The organism is uncultured Mobiluncus sp., from assembly GCF_963511525.1.
Classification (GTDB): Bacteria; Actinomycetota; Actinomycetes; order Actinomycetales; family Actinomycetaceae; genus Mobiluncus.
Window position 1 is genome coordinate 1 of the sequence record NZ_CAUPIY010000016.1, and the last position, 13,822, is coordinate 13,822.

Annotated in this window: 9 protein-coding genes, 2 tRNA genes and 1 pseudogene; 3 read left to right on the forward strand and 9 right to left on the reverse strand. The window is 56.8% G+C overall.

The features are described from left to right. Positions 1 to 83 precede the first annotated feature (83 nt). Positions 84 to 156, reverse strand: a tRNA-Glu gene (locus RQ935_RS09360). 112 nt (positions 157 to 268) lie between these two features. Between RQ935_RS09360 and RQ935_RS09365 the strand changes: the two genes are divergently transcribed. Together RQ935_RS09365 and RQ935_RS09370 are read left to right on the forward strand one after the other, a co-directional pair. Then, a complete protein-coding gene (locus tag RQ935_RS09365) occupies positions 269 to 1,825 on the forward strand; it encodes a mechanosensitive ion channel domain-containing protein (RefSeq protein ID WP_311498153.1) in 1,557 nt (518 codons plus the stop codon). Continuing rightward, a complete protein-coding gene (locus RQ935_RS09370) occupies positions 1,822 to 2,868 on the forward strand; it encodes an endonuclease/exonuclease/phosphatase family protein (RefSeq protein WP_311498154.1) in 1,047 nt (348 codons plus the stop codon). Before RQ935_RS09365 ends, RQ935_RS09370 begins: the two co-directional genes overlap by 4 nt. Before the next feature lie 112 nt (positions 2,869 to 2,980). Here the strand turns inward: RQ935_RS09370 and eno are convergent, their stop codons facing one another. The 5 genes from eno to RQ935_RS09395 all read right to left on the reverse strand — a co-directional run bounded on the left by eno (position 2,981) and on the right by RQ935_RS09395 (position 9,963). After that, entirely contained in the window at positions 2,981 to 4,258 is a 1,278-nt protein-coding gene (eno, locus tag RQ935_RS09375) for a phosphopyruvate hydratase (protein ID WP_311498155.1), read from the reverse strand. Between the two features lie 169 nt (positions 4,259 to 4,427). Then, on the reverse strand, positions 4,428 to 5,018 hold the full coding sequence (locus tag RQ935_RS09380) for a hypothetical protein (RefSeq protein ID WP_311498156.1): 591 nt from the start codon (positions 5,016 to 5,018) through the stop codon (positions 4,428 to 4,430). 67 nt (positions 5,019 to 5,085) lie between these two features. After that, positions 5,086 to 8,583, reverse strand: a complete 3,498-nt coding sequence (gene mfd, locus RQ935_RS09385; protein WP_311498157.1) for a transcription-repair coupling factor — start codon at positions 8,581 to 8,583, stop codon at positions 5,086 to 5,088. Between the two features lie 52 nt (positions 8,584 to 8,635). Then, positions 8,636 to 9,304, reverse strand: coding sequence for an aminoacyl-tRNA hydrolase (gene pth / locus RQ935_RS09390; protein ID WP_311498158.1), 669 nt, complete (start codon positions 9,302 to 9,304; stop codon positions 8,636 to 8,638). A 32-nt stretch (positions 9,305 to 9,336) separates the two neighbouring features. Beyond that, entirely contained in the window at positions 9,337 to 9,963 is a 627-nt protein-coding gene (locus RQ935_RS09395) for a 50S ribosomal protein L25/general stress protein Ctc (protein ID WP_299295846.1), read from the reverse strand. Between the two features lie 397 nt (positions 9,964 to 10,360). Here RQ935_RS09395 and RQ935_RS09400 point away from each other — a divergent pair. Further along, positions 10,361 to 10,789: pseudogene (locus tag RQ935_RS09400) on the forward strand (nitroreductase family protein); the annotation flags it as partial. Between the two features lie 342 nt (positions 10,790 to 11,131). Here RQ935_RS09400 and RQ935_RS09405 read toward each other — a convergent pair. The 3 genes from RQ935_RS09405 to RQ935_RS09415 all read right to left on the reverse strand — a co-directional run bounded on the left by RQ935_RS09405 (position 11,132) and on the right by RQ935_RS09415 (position 13,764). Next, entirely contained in the window at positions 11,132 to 12,103 is a 972-nt protein-coding gene (locus RQ935_RS09405) for a ribose-phosphate diphosphokinase (RefSeq protein WP_299295850.1), read from the reverse strand. 84 nt (positions 12,104 to 12,187) lie between these two features. Further along, the gene (gene glmU, locus RQ935_RS09410) at positions 12,188 to 13,651 is read right to left on the reverse strand and encodes a bifunctional UDP-N-acetylglucosamine diphosphorylase/glucosamine-1-phosphate N-acetyltransferase GlmU (protein ID WP_311498159.1); all 1,464 of its coding nucleotides are present in this window, start codon (positions 13,649 to 13,651) and stop codon (positions 12,188 to 12,190) included. 42 nt (positions 13,652 to 13,693) lie between these two features. Beyond that, positions 13,694 to 13,764: transfer RNA gene (locus tag RQ935_RS09415), tRNA-Gln, on the reverse strand. Positions 13,765 to 13,822: the final 58 nt, after the last annotated feature.

The window sequence follows — 13,822 nt, forward strand, 5'->3', positions numbered from 1 at the left end:
CCGCGACCTCCGCCGTGACAGGGCGGCGCGCTAACCAACTGCGCTACAGGGCCATTCAAACCGCAAGCCCGAAGGCTTACTTGTACTCCCAACGGGATTTGAACCCGTGTTGCCGCCGTGAAAGGGCGGAGTCCTAGGCCGCTAGACGATAGGAGCGTCGCCTAAGCCCAGGGGGCTAAGGACTTGAAATAGTTTAGGTGAAAAAAGCCACGAGTGCAAAACCTCGCTTCCCCCGGTCAGCCCGAGCTCGATAACCTATGCTAGAGACATGAGTTTTGTGTTCAGCCAGACCCCGGAGCCCAATCCAACCCCGGATACCCCCGTTAAGGAAGTCTTGGAGACGTCCCTGGACGTTATGGCAGTTCTGGCTGCCAGTATGGTCTGTATCGTGGCTTTACTAGTGGCTGCTCAAGTTATCGGATTTTTGTTACGTCGCTGGGGACGCAAGCACAGACTGGTTAAATATCTGGAACGTCGTTCCCGTGTCGGCGGGTCGTTGACCTGCATCGCCTTAGGGGCAACGATTGGGTGGCAATGGACTGTACGCAACCCCAACGTTCCTGGTTACGACGCGATTTCACACGGCTTGTTGATTTTCATGATTATTGCCGTGACGGTGTGGATGATTGAACTGTGCGCCGTCCTGGAGGACATGACCCGGACACACCTCGAGGGCGGGACGAAGCCAAATCGTCTGGTGACGCAGGCCCAAGTCATGCACCGAGTTTCACAAGTTTTCTTTGGGGTTTTCGGGGCTATCGCGATAGCGCTGACGTTCCCAGAAGCGCGTGCGGCCATGGGGTCGGTGCTGGCTTCTGCGGGCATTATCTCCCTGATTGCTGGTATTGCGGCACAAGGGGTGTTGGCCAATATGTTCGCCGGGCTCCAGATTGCTTTCTCCGACCCGATTCGGGTGGGTGATGTGGTCGTTTTCCAAGGTCAGCAAGGCACGGTTGAAGAAATCACGCTGACGTATATTGTCATTCATCTGTGGGATGAACGCCGCCTCATCCTGCCGTCCAAGAAATTTACCGAGGAACCTTTCGAAAACTGGACCAAACGGGACACCAATTTGTTGGGGGTAGTGGAGCTACGTGTGGATTGGCGTATGCCGTTGGCGGCATTCCGCAACGAAGTGGACCGGTTGTTGTCCGAGACGGACTTGTGGGATGGGCGCACCGCCAGCGTGCAGGTCACAGACAGTTCCGAAGAAACCATGCTGGTGCGTTTGGTGGCGAGCGCCGCGAACTCCGGGGATTTGTGGGATCTCAAGTGCTTCCTACGAGAACGCCTGATTGAGTGGATTCAAAGCGAAGCCCCCTATGCCTTGCCGCGTCGCCGCGTGGAAACTGAAACCGTGACGGAAGTGCATCTGCCTGTCGATGAAATCGAGATTGAAAAACAGGCTCGTGAACTGGCTATCGCCACAATCCGGGAAGCGAATGGGGATCGTCACGCCGCAGCCGCCGCGAAACAAGAGCACGAAGCTGTCCCGACTAACCCTTACGGAGAGCCGCTTTTAGACCAGTATGCCCGCAAAATCCAGGAAAAACGCCGCTCCTGGCGCTCTAAGGCACGGCGTCTGGACGAAAGCATGAGCGAAACGCCCGGACAGCTTCTCCCCTCCCAAGATGCCCTGCAAGATACCAAGTTGATGAGCACCACCGCCACGATGACTTGTGACCGGCTCTATTCCGGAACTCCTGACGCAGAGGAACGCCGCAAACTTGTCACGGGGCCGAAGCAACATGAACCCAAACCGAATGCTGATAGCGACACCGCACGTAAAGACGCCACCCCACCTGGTGAGGAGGCTCAGAAATGAGCCGAAATAAGCGCTCTCGAAAAGCCACTTCTGCCCCCACCCGCTCGACCCCCAAAACTTTGCAGAATCCGGATTTCCTGCGGGTTATTACCTGTAATTTGCAGTGGGGTACCCCAGCGGAGGGATGGCCCGATGTCCAAAAGGCAAATTCGCGGGTAGAAGCATTTATCCGGGGCTTGGGGGAACGGTGCCGCAGCCTGTTCAAATCGGGTTCGGTTAATACCCGCACCCAGCTGACCGAGGAAAATTTTCGGCAGACTGCCCGGGTTCTCCAGAAATTAAAACCGGATATTTTGGCGTTGCAGGAAGTTGACAAAGGACAGCGACGTTCCGGTTACGTCCGCCAAGCACGCGTGCTGGCGGAATCTTTACACCTGCCCTATTGGCGTATCGGGGCGTCTTACGCGGGCCAGTCCCAAGTCCTGCACCGCCGCCCTTTGGACAGCGAGCTAAAGGCGGAAAGCGGGTACGGTATCGCCCTGCTCTCACGCTGGCCGGTGAAATCTTGGCATTTCAAACGGCTCGGAAGAGTTCGGGCACGCATAGTGTGGGGCAGCGACCCGTGGAAGGGTTTTTCTCACGGCTTTCTCGAGGGGTTACGTGACCTTCCCGATGCTGCAAAAGGGACCGGGATTCGGTTTGGTCAGATGCGAGTGCTGTTGGCGGCCCGGCTGGCTACTCCGCTGGGGACCGTAGCGCTAGGCACGACCCACCTGGAAATTCACCGTCCCACGGCTGCTTCTCAGCTGCGGCGCGCCTGGCGTTCTCTCTACCACCTGCGACCTGAATCATGCCTGCTGATGGGGGATTTCAATCTGCGTGATTACCATATCGACAAGGTACTGCAGCCTTTACCTGCGGAACAACACCCGCAGCTGCACGGGGCTATCCCGTCATATCCGGCTGATAAGCCGTGGATTGCCTTAGATCAGCTGCTGGGAAACGGTTGGGAGTTAGTGAGCGAACCGCGAGCTTTGCGCCTGCCCATCTCGGATCACCGGGCGGTCATCTACGATTTGCGCCCCGTCAAAGCCACTCAATAACCCCCGGACTCGCGATATCAGCCCGCCGGGAGGGCTAGCGAGCCTTGGCAGGGAAAAGGTTCCCAGGCTGATGATGCCACCAGCCTGGGAACCTTGTGAAAACGGAATGAACTTAGCCGCGGAAGCGCGGGAATGCGGACTTGCCGGCGTAAACGGCGGCATCGCCGAGCATATCCTCGATACGCAGCAGCTCGTTGTACTTGGCGACACGTTCGCTACGGGCTGGCGCGCCGGTCTTGATTTGGCCAGCGTTGGACGCCACCGCCAAGTGCGCAATCGTGGTGTCCTCGGTTTCGCCCGAACGGTGCGACGTCATGGTGTGGAATCCCGCCCGGTGAGCCATCTCGATGGCCTCAAGGGTTTCGGTCAGGGAACCAATCTGGTTGACCTTTACCAGCAGGGCGTTTGCCACGCCTTCCTTAATACCGCGCTCTAGGCGCTCGGGATTCGTGACGAACAGGTCGTCGCCCACCAGCTGCACCTTGTCGCCAATGGCGGCGGTGAGTTTCTGCCAGTCCTCCCAGGCTTCTTCGTTCAGCGGATCCTCGATGGAAACAATCGGATACTTGTCGATCAATTCCTCGTAGTATTTCTCGAGGTAAGCCGCGTCACGGGCTTCGCCCTCAAAGTTATACTTGCCGTTTTCGTAGAATTCGGAAGAGGCCACGTCCAAAGCCAGCGCGACGTCCTTGCCGGGCTTGTAACCGGCCTTTTCGATAGCAACCAGAATCAAATCCAGCGCTTCCGCGTTAGACTCCAGGTTCGGCGCAAACCCGCCTTCATCACCCAAGCCGGTGGCCAGACCCTTATCCTTGAGAACGGACTTCAAGCAGTGATACACCTCAGCGCCCATCCGTAGCGCTTCGGCGAACGTTTCGGCACCAATCGGCGCAATCATGAACTCTTGAATGTCCACGTTGGAATCCGCGTGGGAACCGCCGTTCAAAATATTCATCATCGGCACCGGCAAGACGTGAGCGTTGGGACCGCCGAGGTATTCAAACAGTTCCAAACCGGCGTCCTCGGCTGAGGCTTTCGCTGCTGCCAGGGACACGCCCAGAATCGCATTCGCCCCCAGCTTGCCCTTATTGGGGGTACCGTCCAGGTCCATCATTGCCGCGTCAATTGAGCGCTGTTCGACGGTATCAAACCCCACCAGTTCGGGGGCAATAATATCGTTCACGGCCTTGACTGCCTTTAGTACCCCTTTGCCCTGGTAACGTCCTTTATCACCATCACGGAGTTCCACCGCTTCGAACTGGCCGGTCGATGCACCGGAAGGAACCGCAGCGCGAACCATACCCCCTTCGTACTCAAGTTCTACTTCAACCGTGGGGTTACCGCGGGAATCAAGAATTTCGCGACCGTAAATGCTTTCGATGATTGCCAACTGAGTCTCCTTATGTGAAAGGTTGATAATGTTTCGCCGCTCCACCCCGAATAGGGCGCAGGCAGCCACTACTATTCTTTCGTAAAAATGCGCATTTGTCCGGGGATTTCTCCCCGGACAAACAAAATTATTCTCGAATTAGCTTTCCAGCTCTCGCCGCAGTTTTCGCCTACTGCTGCGCTTGACCCATCATCTGCATCTGCGCGGCACGCTGCTGGATTATCTGGATAGATTGATTCATCCGATTCGACAGCTTCGTGTTGTTAAGGTCAAAACCAGCCTGATAGACACGTTCAATCTGGGCCGCTAACTGCGAATCTACTGGTGGCACACCCAGCTCTTCAGCGACCTTCGGATCAGTGGCGGTGGCACACAGCAACAGTTGCATGACATCTCGAGTTTCCGGGGACATCTCTGCGGGGTTCACCTTGAACAGGTCGGTTTTAACCTCGTCAAGCTGCGGGCACTGCGAGAGCAAATCCTTGCCACCTTCATTGAGAGTCCGCAGGTAGCGCAGAGCATAAATGCGTGCGGTCTGCAAATCTGGCGTGTCGTTGAGGTTTATTCCCGCTTCGGCTAGTTCTTTGGTGACTGTTCCGATCTGAGCTTCGGTGACGACCCATCCATCACCATAGGCGGCTACTCCTGGTTTTGCTTCGCATCCGCTCAGCAGCCCTCCCGCGAGCGCCAACGCGGCAACGCCCGTCATCAGCTTGGTTGCTGCTTTAGTGGTTTTGGTCACGAGGGACTGTTCCGCCATCGTTTTTCCCTTCAATAGTCCGGCCCAACGTTCCCATCTTAGCTTTTCTTTGACCGGGGAGGGAATTTTAAACTAGGGGTTTAATGACGCCTCGAATGACTTTCTCTACCCATTCCATGAGCTCTCGGTCCACAATGGGAGTTTCGCTCAACCCATTTTTCCTGGTTGGGGCGGGTATAAATAATTCGCGCGTCGTCAGTTTCACCCGCGCCCCCGGATACAAGCGCTGCAGACGCGCCATCTGCGAATCAGCCAGTTCTACGGGCTTAAAGCGAATGAATTTGCCCATCACCTTAATCTCTTGCACCTTTTGGGTCCGCGCCAGGTTCCGCAGTTTCGCGACTGCCCCCAAGCGTTCCAACGGTTGCGGAGGGCGTCCGTAGCGGTCGGTCATTTCCTCCAGTAACTGGTCGATTTCCGTATCCGTGGTGGCCGAGGACAGACGCGTGTAGGCATCGAGTCGTAGCGACTGCACATCCAGATAGTCCTCGGGAATGTAGGCATCTATGGGCAGCTCAATGGACACACTGGTGTCTTCGGGGGCTTCCTGACCCTTATAGGTCGCCACCGCTTCGCCCACCATGCGCACATACAGGTCAAAACCTACTCCAGCGATGTGTCCGGACTGTTCGCCGCCCAACAGGTTACCGGCCCCGCGAATCTCCAGGTCTTTCGTAGCGATGGCCATCCCGGATCCCAGCCCAGTGTTGGTTCCAATCGTTTTCAGCCTCTCAAAAGCCGTTTCATTCATAGTGGTGCCGGGCGGATAGAGGAAGTAAGCGTAGCCACGTTCCCGCCCGCGGCCGACTCGTCCGCGCAGCTGATGCAGCTGGGACAGGCCAAAGCGGTCCGCATGGTCCACGATGATTGTGTTGGCGCTGGTCACATCCAACCCGTTTTCGACAATAGTCGTGGAAACCAGCACATCGAATTCTTGGTTCCAGAAATCCACCATCACCGATTCCAGCTGTTTTTCCGACATCTGCCCGTGACCCACCCGAATCCGTGCTTCGGGCACCAGCTCGGCGAGGTGAGCGGCAATCCTATTGATGGATTGCACCCGGTTATGTACGAAAAATACTTGCCCGTCACGCAACAGTTCGCGCCGGATAGCGGCCGCGACCTGCTTATCCGAGTAGGCTCCCACGTAGGTCAAGACCGGGTGGCGGTCCTCCGGCGGGGTGGTGAGGGTGCTCATGCCACGAATCCCGGTGATGGCCATCTCGAGGGTGCGTGGAATCGGGGTGGCGCTCATCGTCAAAACGTCAACGTCAGCACGTAGAGCCTTGAGAGCTTCCTTGTGTTCCACCCCGAAACGCTGTTCCTCGTCAATCACCACCAGGCCCAGGTCTTTGAACCGGACATTTCCCGACAGTAGGGCATGGGTTCCGATTACCACTTCGATGGAGCCGTCTTTCAACCCGGCTTTAATCCGGGTGGCATCCTTAGCTGTGGTAAAGCGCGACAGCGCAGCTACAGTTACCGGGAACCCCGCAAAACGGTTCGTAAACGTTTCGGCGTGCTGGCTGACCAGCAGGGTCGTCGGAGCTAAAATCGCCACCTGCTTGCCGTCCTGGACGGCTTTAAAGGCCGCGCGAACCGCTATCTCGGTTTTTCCGTAACCCACATCACCACAGATGAGCCTATCCATCGGAACGGTTTGTTCCATGTCATGCTTGACTTCATCAATAACCGTGAGCTGGTCGGGAGTTTCCACAAACTCGAAACTGTCTTCGAGTTCGCGTTGCCAGGGGGTATCCGGGCTGAAAGCATACCCTTTGGAGGCTTGGCGAATGGCATAGAGACGCACCAGTTCACGAGCGATTTCTTTCACCGCTTTCCGGGCTCTGGACTTGGTTTTTGCCCAATCAGCCCCGCCCATCTTTGACAGTGCCGGGGATTCTCCACCCACATACTTCGAGAGTAAGTCCAGGGAATCAGTAGGCACCCACAGCTGATCGGCGGGACCGTTGCGTTTGCTGGGGGCGTATTCCAACACCACGTATTCTTTCGAGGTGGTCTCCCGGCCCCGCCCCATGGTGCGCTTCGCCAGTTTTACGAAACGCCCGATGCCGTGGTGCAGGTGAACTACGTAGTCGCCCCGGTTCAACGTGAGAGGGTCAATCGCTTTGCGTCGTCTGGCGGGAAGGTTGGCCTTGTCAGTGGCGTGGCGGGACTTCTTTTTGCCCAAGACCTGTGCCTCGCTCACCACCAACAGTTGCGCTGCGGGAACCTGGTAGCCCTCGTCCAGGGGGGCCACCGTGATCTGTACCGCGCCGCTGCTTGGCGACATAGCGTCCGCAACTACTTTCGCCGGGACATCCGCCTCACCAAGGACATCCCGCAGACGGCTCGCCATTCCCCTACCGGTCGTAGTGATCACTACGTTCCAATTTTCTGACACCAAATCGCCGATTGTACCAATCAGTCCAGTTTCTCCGGCGGGAGGCTCCATCACGATTTGCGCCCCCACGTTCTGAGCGTTCTCGCCCACCGCAAAAGGAGAGACGAACACGGTGTCCATGCGCGCCTCTTGGGCAGCGGCATGGAGCTGTTCCAAGGTCAAAAACGAAGCCTGTTCAATCTCCAGGGGTACTTCCCCGCCACCCGCGGCCGCCGACCAAGAAGCTGCCAGAAACTCTTGGGTCGTTTCCACCAGTTCTTTCGCGCGCGCCTCCAAACGGGGACGATCGGTCGCCACCAGACGGGCTCCGGGCGGCAGCAGGGAAAACAGAGGCACCATTTCCGCACCCAGCAGCGGGCTCAAGGATTCCAAGCCTTCGCCGTACTTTCCCTCGGCCGCCAGATTCAGTATTTCGCCAGCTTGGGGCATTTGGTCAGCCAGACTGGCGGCCCGTTCCCGCGCCGCATCGTCGAGGAGTAGCTCGCGGCAGGCCGGGGCGTGCAGCTCCCGGATATCGCCGCCGAAAGTTCGCTGATCCGTTGCCGTAAACGCCCGAATGGTGTCTACCTCGTCGCCAAACAGTTCAATCCGCACCGGATGGGCAGCTGTGGGTGAAAAGACGTCAATCAGACCCCCACGCACGGCAAACTGACCGCGCGCCCCGACCATATCAACCCGTTCGTAGCCCAAACGCAACAAATCCGCAGCCATAGTGTCACGGTCATAAGTGTCTCCCACCTGCACCATAAACAGAGGATAGTCGGCGATATGGGCGTTCACCGGGGCTAGTGCGGCTCGCATGGGCATGACCAAAAAATGCACCGCATCTTGCGGGTCGGGATGCGTCACCCGATGTAAAGCCCAAATCCGGCGCGCCATCGTGTCGGCCCTGGGGGAAAGTCTTTCGTGAGGCAGCGTTTCCCAGTCGGGAAACAACTCCACTCCGGCATGGTAGGCTCCCAGTTCACGAGCTAATTGGGTAGCGGCACGGGTGCTCGGCGCGAGGACCACGGTTAGCTCTTTGCCGCCACCGGGCAAACCCGCGATGAGCGGGGCATAAAAACCGGGGGGTGCTACATATTCACACCCCGACTCCGCCGCGTTTGGCTCCAGACCTGCCAAAGCAGCCCCGGTCGCCTTCAGCAAACCGTGCAAGCTCATGAATGAACCTGACCCCCTCAGCTCAGACCAGAATCCTCAATGCGCCGCCCCTTTATTTGGGGTTGCCCAAATGTAACCTGGCTTGAGCTTTTGCCAGACCGTTTTCCGCAATATCCGTCACGCATTGTACCGCTCGGTCCAAAACCTCATCAAGAATACCTTGCTGAGACTTCGGGATACGTCCCAAAACCCAGTTAATGACGTCAAACCCCCCACCGGGCATTTTGACTGGACGGCCAATCCCGATGCGTAAACGCGCAAAGTCTTTCGTGCCCAAAGTCTTTTGGATGGATTTCAGCCCGTTATGCCCGCCATCGCTGCCGCCAACTTTTAGCTTGGCGTAGCCCATTTCGAGGTCTAACTCATCATGGACCACCAGTAGGCGCTCTGGGCCAAGCCGGTAATAGTCCAGCAGTTCTTTCACCCCCGGACCGGATTCGTTCATGAACGAGCCGGTATGAGCCACGATAATTTTGGGCGCGTCAACCCCGTATCCCAAACGTACTGTCGCCACGCGCGCCACCACTCCCGCACGCGCCAGGGACTGATTCCGATACGCCTGACCAGACTGCCCCACAAAGCGATCCGTGACCATATACCCACAGTTGTGCCGGGTTCCGGCATATTTTTCACCGGGATTGCCGAGCCCCACCACGAGCCAGGTTCCCTCCTTGTCCACCAGACGAGAGGGATCCAAACGTGGTTCGTGAGTGGGGCTCATCAGCAATCCAAGTAAGTGTCAGAAAACCGCTATTACTCAGCAGATTCTTCGGTTTCTTCCTCAGTTTCAGCCTCGGTAGTTTCTTCTTCCGCCGTCGGGGCTTCGGGAATGTCAACTTCCTGCGGAGTGGTAACGCTCAAAACGATCGCTTCCGGATCGCTCTTGGCTTCCACACCCTCAGGCAGCTTGATGTCGGCAACGCTCAACACCACGCCATCTTCCAAGCCATCCACGCTGACCTCGATCTTTTCCGGAATAGCAATAACCGGAGCAAAAATTTCCATGTTCAACAGGTCTTGGTTGGCGACCAAACCGGACTTGGGTTCGCCGATGATCTCGATAGGCACTTCCACGTCCACCTTTTCGTCGGCCTTCACCAGCAACAGGTCCATGTGCATAATCTGGCGCTTTACCGGGTGGCGCTGAATGTCCTTGACCAGGACCATCGCCGGGTCTTTCAGTCCCTTCAGGGAAATAACGGCGTTAGCGTTGTCCTTAACCAGCAGGAAAGTGTCGTGGTAGGGCAGCAACAGGTGCACCGGATCCGTGCCGTGACCGTAGAGTACTGCCGGAATCTTGTCAGCAACTCGAGCGCGGCGAGCAAAGCCCTTACCGAAATCCGTGCGCTCTTCAACTTGCAAAGTGGGGTTATCAGCCATGTTTGTATCCTCCAAAATATGTAATCAGTTTGCGTTTTCCCGGGAGGACCGCGGAATTCTGTTGCGGGCTAACCTTTCCAAAGTCTCGTTGTTCCCCTCACGGGTGAGCAGACGACTCCGTTCCTGCCATAAGACAGAAAAACCCGCTCTGCTCAAAAAGCAAAAGCGGGCGAAGGGCATCCAGCAAAGTTACCGGGCCGCGTCGATAACGGTTCACGCCGCGGTTTTACCGCCGCGCTCCCCCTCGCCGAGGCAACCCCTCAATGATAGCGAAAACACCGCAATTTTACTAATTTGCACAAACGGTAACCTCCTGCGTCTCTCGCTGTGCAAATATTAATCTGACTAGATTCATTATTTGGGTATACCTAAAGGTAAAGTATGAAACAATGATTTCATGAATGAGACCATCGATGTCCAGCTAGAACATCGCACCATCCGCGAGTTCAAATCGGATCCCATCCCCGAGGACACTTTCCAAACCCTTATGGACGTAGCCATGCACACCCCTACGTCCCGCGGGATTCAGAGTGCCTCAATTATTCGGATTAAGGATCAAGGAAAACGCGAAAAGCTGGCTGAAATCGGTGGTCAGGAATATGTTGCCCGCGCTCCGGAGTATCTGCTGTTTATCGCGGATTTAGCCCGGGGCGCAGCTATTCTGGAGGAAATGGGCTTATACCCCCAATCGGCTGCCACGATAGATACGTTCCAGGAAGCCTTCACCGATGCGGTTCTCATGGTTCAAAACGTGGTAGTGGCGGCCGAGTCTCTGGGGTTGGGAGCAAATATTTTAGGCAATATCTTGAACGAGCCCAAGGGGGTAATCGAGGCTATCGGACTGCCTCCCTATACTTTCCCGGTACTGGGCCTAACCTTGGGATACCCCGGCGAAGAACCGCAACCGAAACCGCGGATGCCCAAAGAGTTCCGGGTCATGACCGACACTTATGTGCGTCCGGATTCCTACCTGGAAGCACTCAAGGATTACGACGCGCAGATGCGCGAATACTATGACCTGCGCAATAAGGCAGGCGTGAGGACAAGTTTACGAATCAAATCTTCCAGAAACTCGGCAAGGTACGCAACCGCCGCGCCTCCATCCTGGATGACATCGAATCACAGGGATTCCTCATGCACCCCTAGACTCCGGGGACTCACGCCCGTTTTACTCGAACAGGGCGGTCACGGAGCCTTCCTCAAAGACCTGACGAATTGCCCGAGCCAGCAACGGCGCAATCGGCAAAACCTTGAGCTGCGGGAAACACTTATCCGGTGGAATCGGCACCGTATCCGTAACGATAACTTCGCGGGCTCCGCATTCGCTCAGGCGCTTTGCCGCTGGATCAGAAAACACCGCGTGCGTCGCCGCTACCAGCACATCCTTGGCTCCGGCGTGCTTCAAAACTCCCACGGCTTCCGCAATCGTCCCACCGGTGTCAATCAAGTCATCGACCAGCACGCAGGTGCGCCCTTCAACATCACCCACCACCCGGTTGGCCACGGCCACATTGGGACGGGAGGTGTCACGAGTCTTGTGCACGAAAGCCAGAGGGTATCCGCCCAAGCGGTTCGCCCACTTTTCAGCCACGCGAATCCGGCCCGCATCCGGGGACACCACGGTCACATTGTTCAAATCCACGCGGGTGCGGACATAGTCAATCAGCACCGGCATCGCCTGGAGGTGATCCACCGGGCCGGTAAAGAAACCCTGTTCCTGTGAGGCGTGCATATCGATACTCATCAAACGGGACGCTCCGGCAGTCTTGTACAAATCCGAAATCAGACGCGCCGAAATCGGTTCGCGTCCCTGGTGTTTCTTATCTTGACGGGCATAAGGGTACAGCGGAGCAACCACAGTGATGCGCTTGGCGCTGGCTCGTTTCAGGGCATCAATCATGATGAAGTGTTCCATCAACCACTTAGAGACATTGCCGGAAACCGACTGGATACAAAACACATCGCAGCCGCGGACCGACTCGTTGTACCGCACATAGATTTCGCCGGAGGCAAAGTCGTAAATCGTAGTCGGCAGCACCTCCACGTCAAGTTCTTTGGCAACCTGTTCAGCCAGTTCGGGGTGCGATCGACCCGACACAATCACCAAACGCTTGCGCGGGGTATCAAACAACTCTGCCATTCGTGTGCCCTTCTTTTATCGGAGTTTTTCTGTTGCTGCAAAGGTATTAATCATGGCTTTTATCGTCCCTTTCGTCCACCGGAACTATTTCGCACCATCCGTCTTGTCTGGGGGATTCCCTCCGGCTTGCTCAGCCCGCATCGCTTCGATGGCGGCGATAGTTTCAGGACGATTCTTTGCGACCCAGCCGGGAATTTGGCGCATCTGAAAGTCATTGACCGCTAAGTTCCCCTCCGGGATGTCTTGACGGACGATGGTTCCTCCGCCGGTATAAACACCGTCTCCGATATTGACCGGGGCAATGAACACGTTATTAGCGCCGGTCCGGCAGTGCGACCCGACATTGGAGTGATGCTTATGTACCCCATCGTAGTTTGCAAAGATAGTGGCGGCGCCGATGTTGGTGCCTTCCCCAATGGTGGCGTCCCCCACATAAGACAGGTGGGGAATCTTGGTGCCTCGCCCGACTTGGATGTTTTTCGTTTCGCAAAAGCCTCCGACCTTTGTGCTTTCCGACAGGATGGTTCCCGGACGCAGATAGGTGAAGGGACCGATGTAGGAATGGGCTCCGATTTCAGAGGACAGCCCGTGTACCCGAAAGACTTCCGCGTCGTCTCCGACTTTCATGTCGATAAGGGTCGAGTCCGGTCCGATACGGCAGTCCTCGCCAATGCTGGTGTGGCGGCGCAGCTGCGTATTGGGGTAAATCGTGGTGTCCTGTCCGATGGTCACGTCGGCATCAATCCATGTCGTGGCTGGATCGATAATGGTGACGCCCTGCAGCATCCAATACCGAGTGCGGCGGCGATTGTATTCGGCCCGCAGTTCGGCCAGCTGTGCCCGGTCGTTGCAACCTTCCGCTTGCGCCGTGTCTGACAGCAACACCGAAGAGACCCTGAGACCTTCGTTTCGAGCCGCTTTGATGGTGTCGGTCAAATAGATTTCCCCTTGGTCGTTGTTTGTCGACAGGGTCGGTAAGCAGCGATTTAAGAATTCGGCGTCGAAAGCATAAATCCCCGCGTTGACTTCTTTGATTTGCTTCTGAGCGTAAGTCGCGTCGCGTTCCTCAACGATACCGGCGACGTGTCCCGCTACCCGCTGAATTCTGCCGTAACCGAAGGGGTTGGCTATCTCCGTAGTCAGCAAGCACAAGGCCGCCCCTTCGTCCTCGCGAGTTTCCGCGAGGGACAGGATCGTGGAGGAATCAAGCAGGGGCACATCGGCGGAAGTCACCACCAAAGTCCCTGTCGCAGCCCCCAGTTCCTCTAGCTTTTGCAAGGCGCACCACACGGCCCGACCGGTGCCGGGCACATCGTCCTGATGGGCAATCACGATGTCGGGATTAACCGCCTGAGCTTCGGCAGCCACGGCCTCGGCCTGGTGACGAACTACCACCACGATGCGTTCCGGTTCGACTTCCATAGCGGTATGGATAGCGTGGGAAAGCAGGGTGCGCCCCGCGAAAGAGTGCAGAACCTTGGCTTTCTTTGACTTCATACGAGTGCCTTGGCCTGCCGCCAAGATAACGATGGTGCTGACGTTGGTCATGTTCCTATCCTAACGCCTTGCCCGTCCCTAAAAAGCAAAAAGTTCCGCCCCCAGGATTCGAACCCAGACTAAAGGTACCAAAAACCTCTGTGCTGCCATTACACCAGGGCGGAATGCGCCGCCAACTGCGGTCGGAAACAGCGCCCGTCTATTTTGCCATTTTTCAACTTT

What these genes read in the sequence shown, in the direction of transcription:
- RQ935_RS09365 (WP_311498153.1), top strand. Translation starts at nt 269, where the DNA reads ATGAGTTTTGTGTTCAGCCAGACCCCGGAGCCCAATCCAACCCCGGAT.
- RQ935_RS09370 (WP_311498154.1), top strand. Translation starts at nt 1,822, where the DNA reads ATGAGCCGAAATAAGCGCTCTCGAAAAGCCACTTCTGCCCCCACCCGC.
- RQ935_RS09380 (WP_311498156.1), bottom strand. Translation starts at nt 5,018, where the DNA reads ATGGCGGAACAGTCCCTCGTGACCAAAACCACTAAAGCAGCAACCAAG.
- mfd (WP_311498157.1), bottom strand. Translation starts at nt 8,583, where the DNA reads ATGAGCTTGCACGGTTTGCTGAAGGCGACCGGGGCTGCTTTGGCAGGT.
- pth (WP_311498158.1), bottom strand. Translation starts at nt 9,304, where the DNA reads ATGAGCCCCACTCACGAACCACGTTTGGATCCCTCTCGTCTGGTGGAC.
- RQ935_RS09395 (WP_299295846.1), bottom strand. Translation starts at nt 9,963, where the DNA reads ATGGCTGATAACCCCACTTTGCAAGTTGAAGAGCGCACGGATTTCGGT.
- RQ935_RS09405 (WP_299295850.1), bottom strand. Translation starts at nt 12,103, where the DNA reads ATGGCAGAGTTGTTTGATACCCCGCGCAAGCGTTTGGTGATTGTGTCG.
- glmU (WP_311498159.1), bottom strand. Translation starts at nt 13,651, where the DNA reads ATGACCAACGTCAGCACCATCGTTATCTTGGCGGCAGGCCAAGGCACT.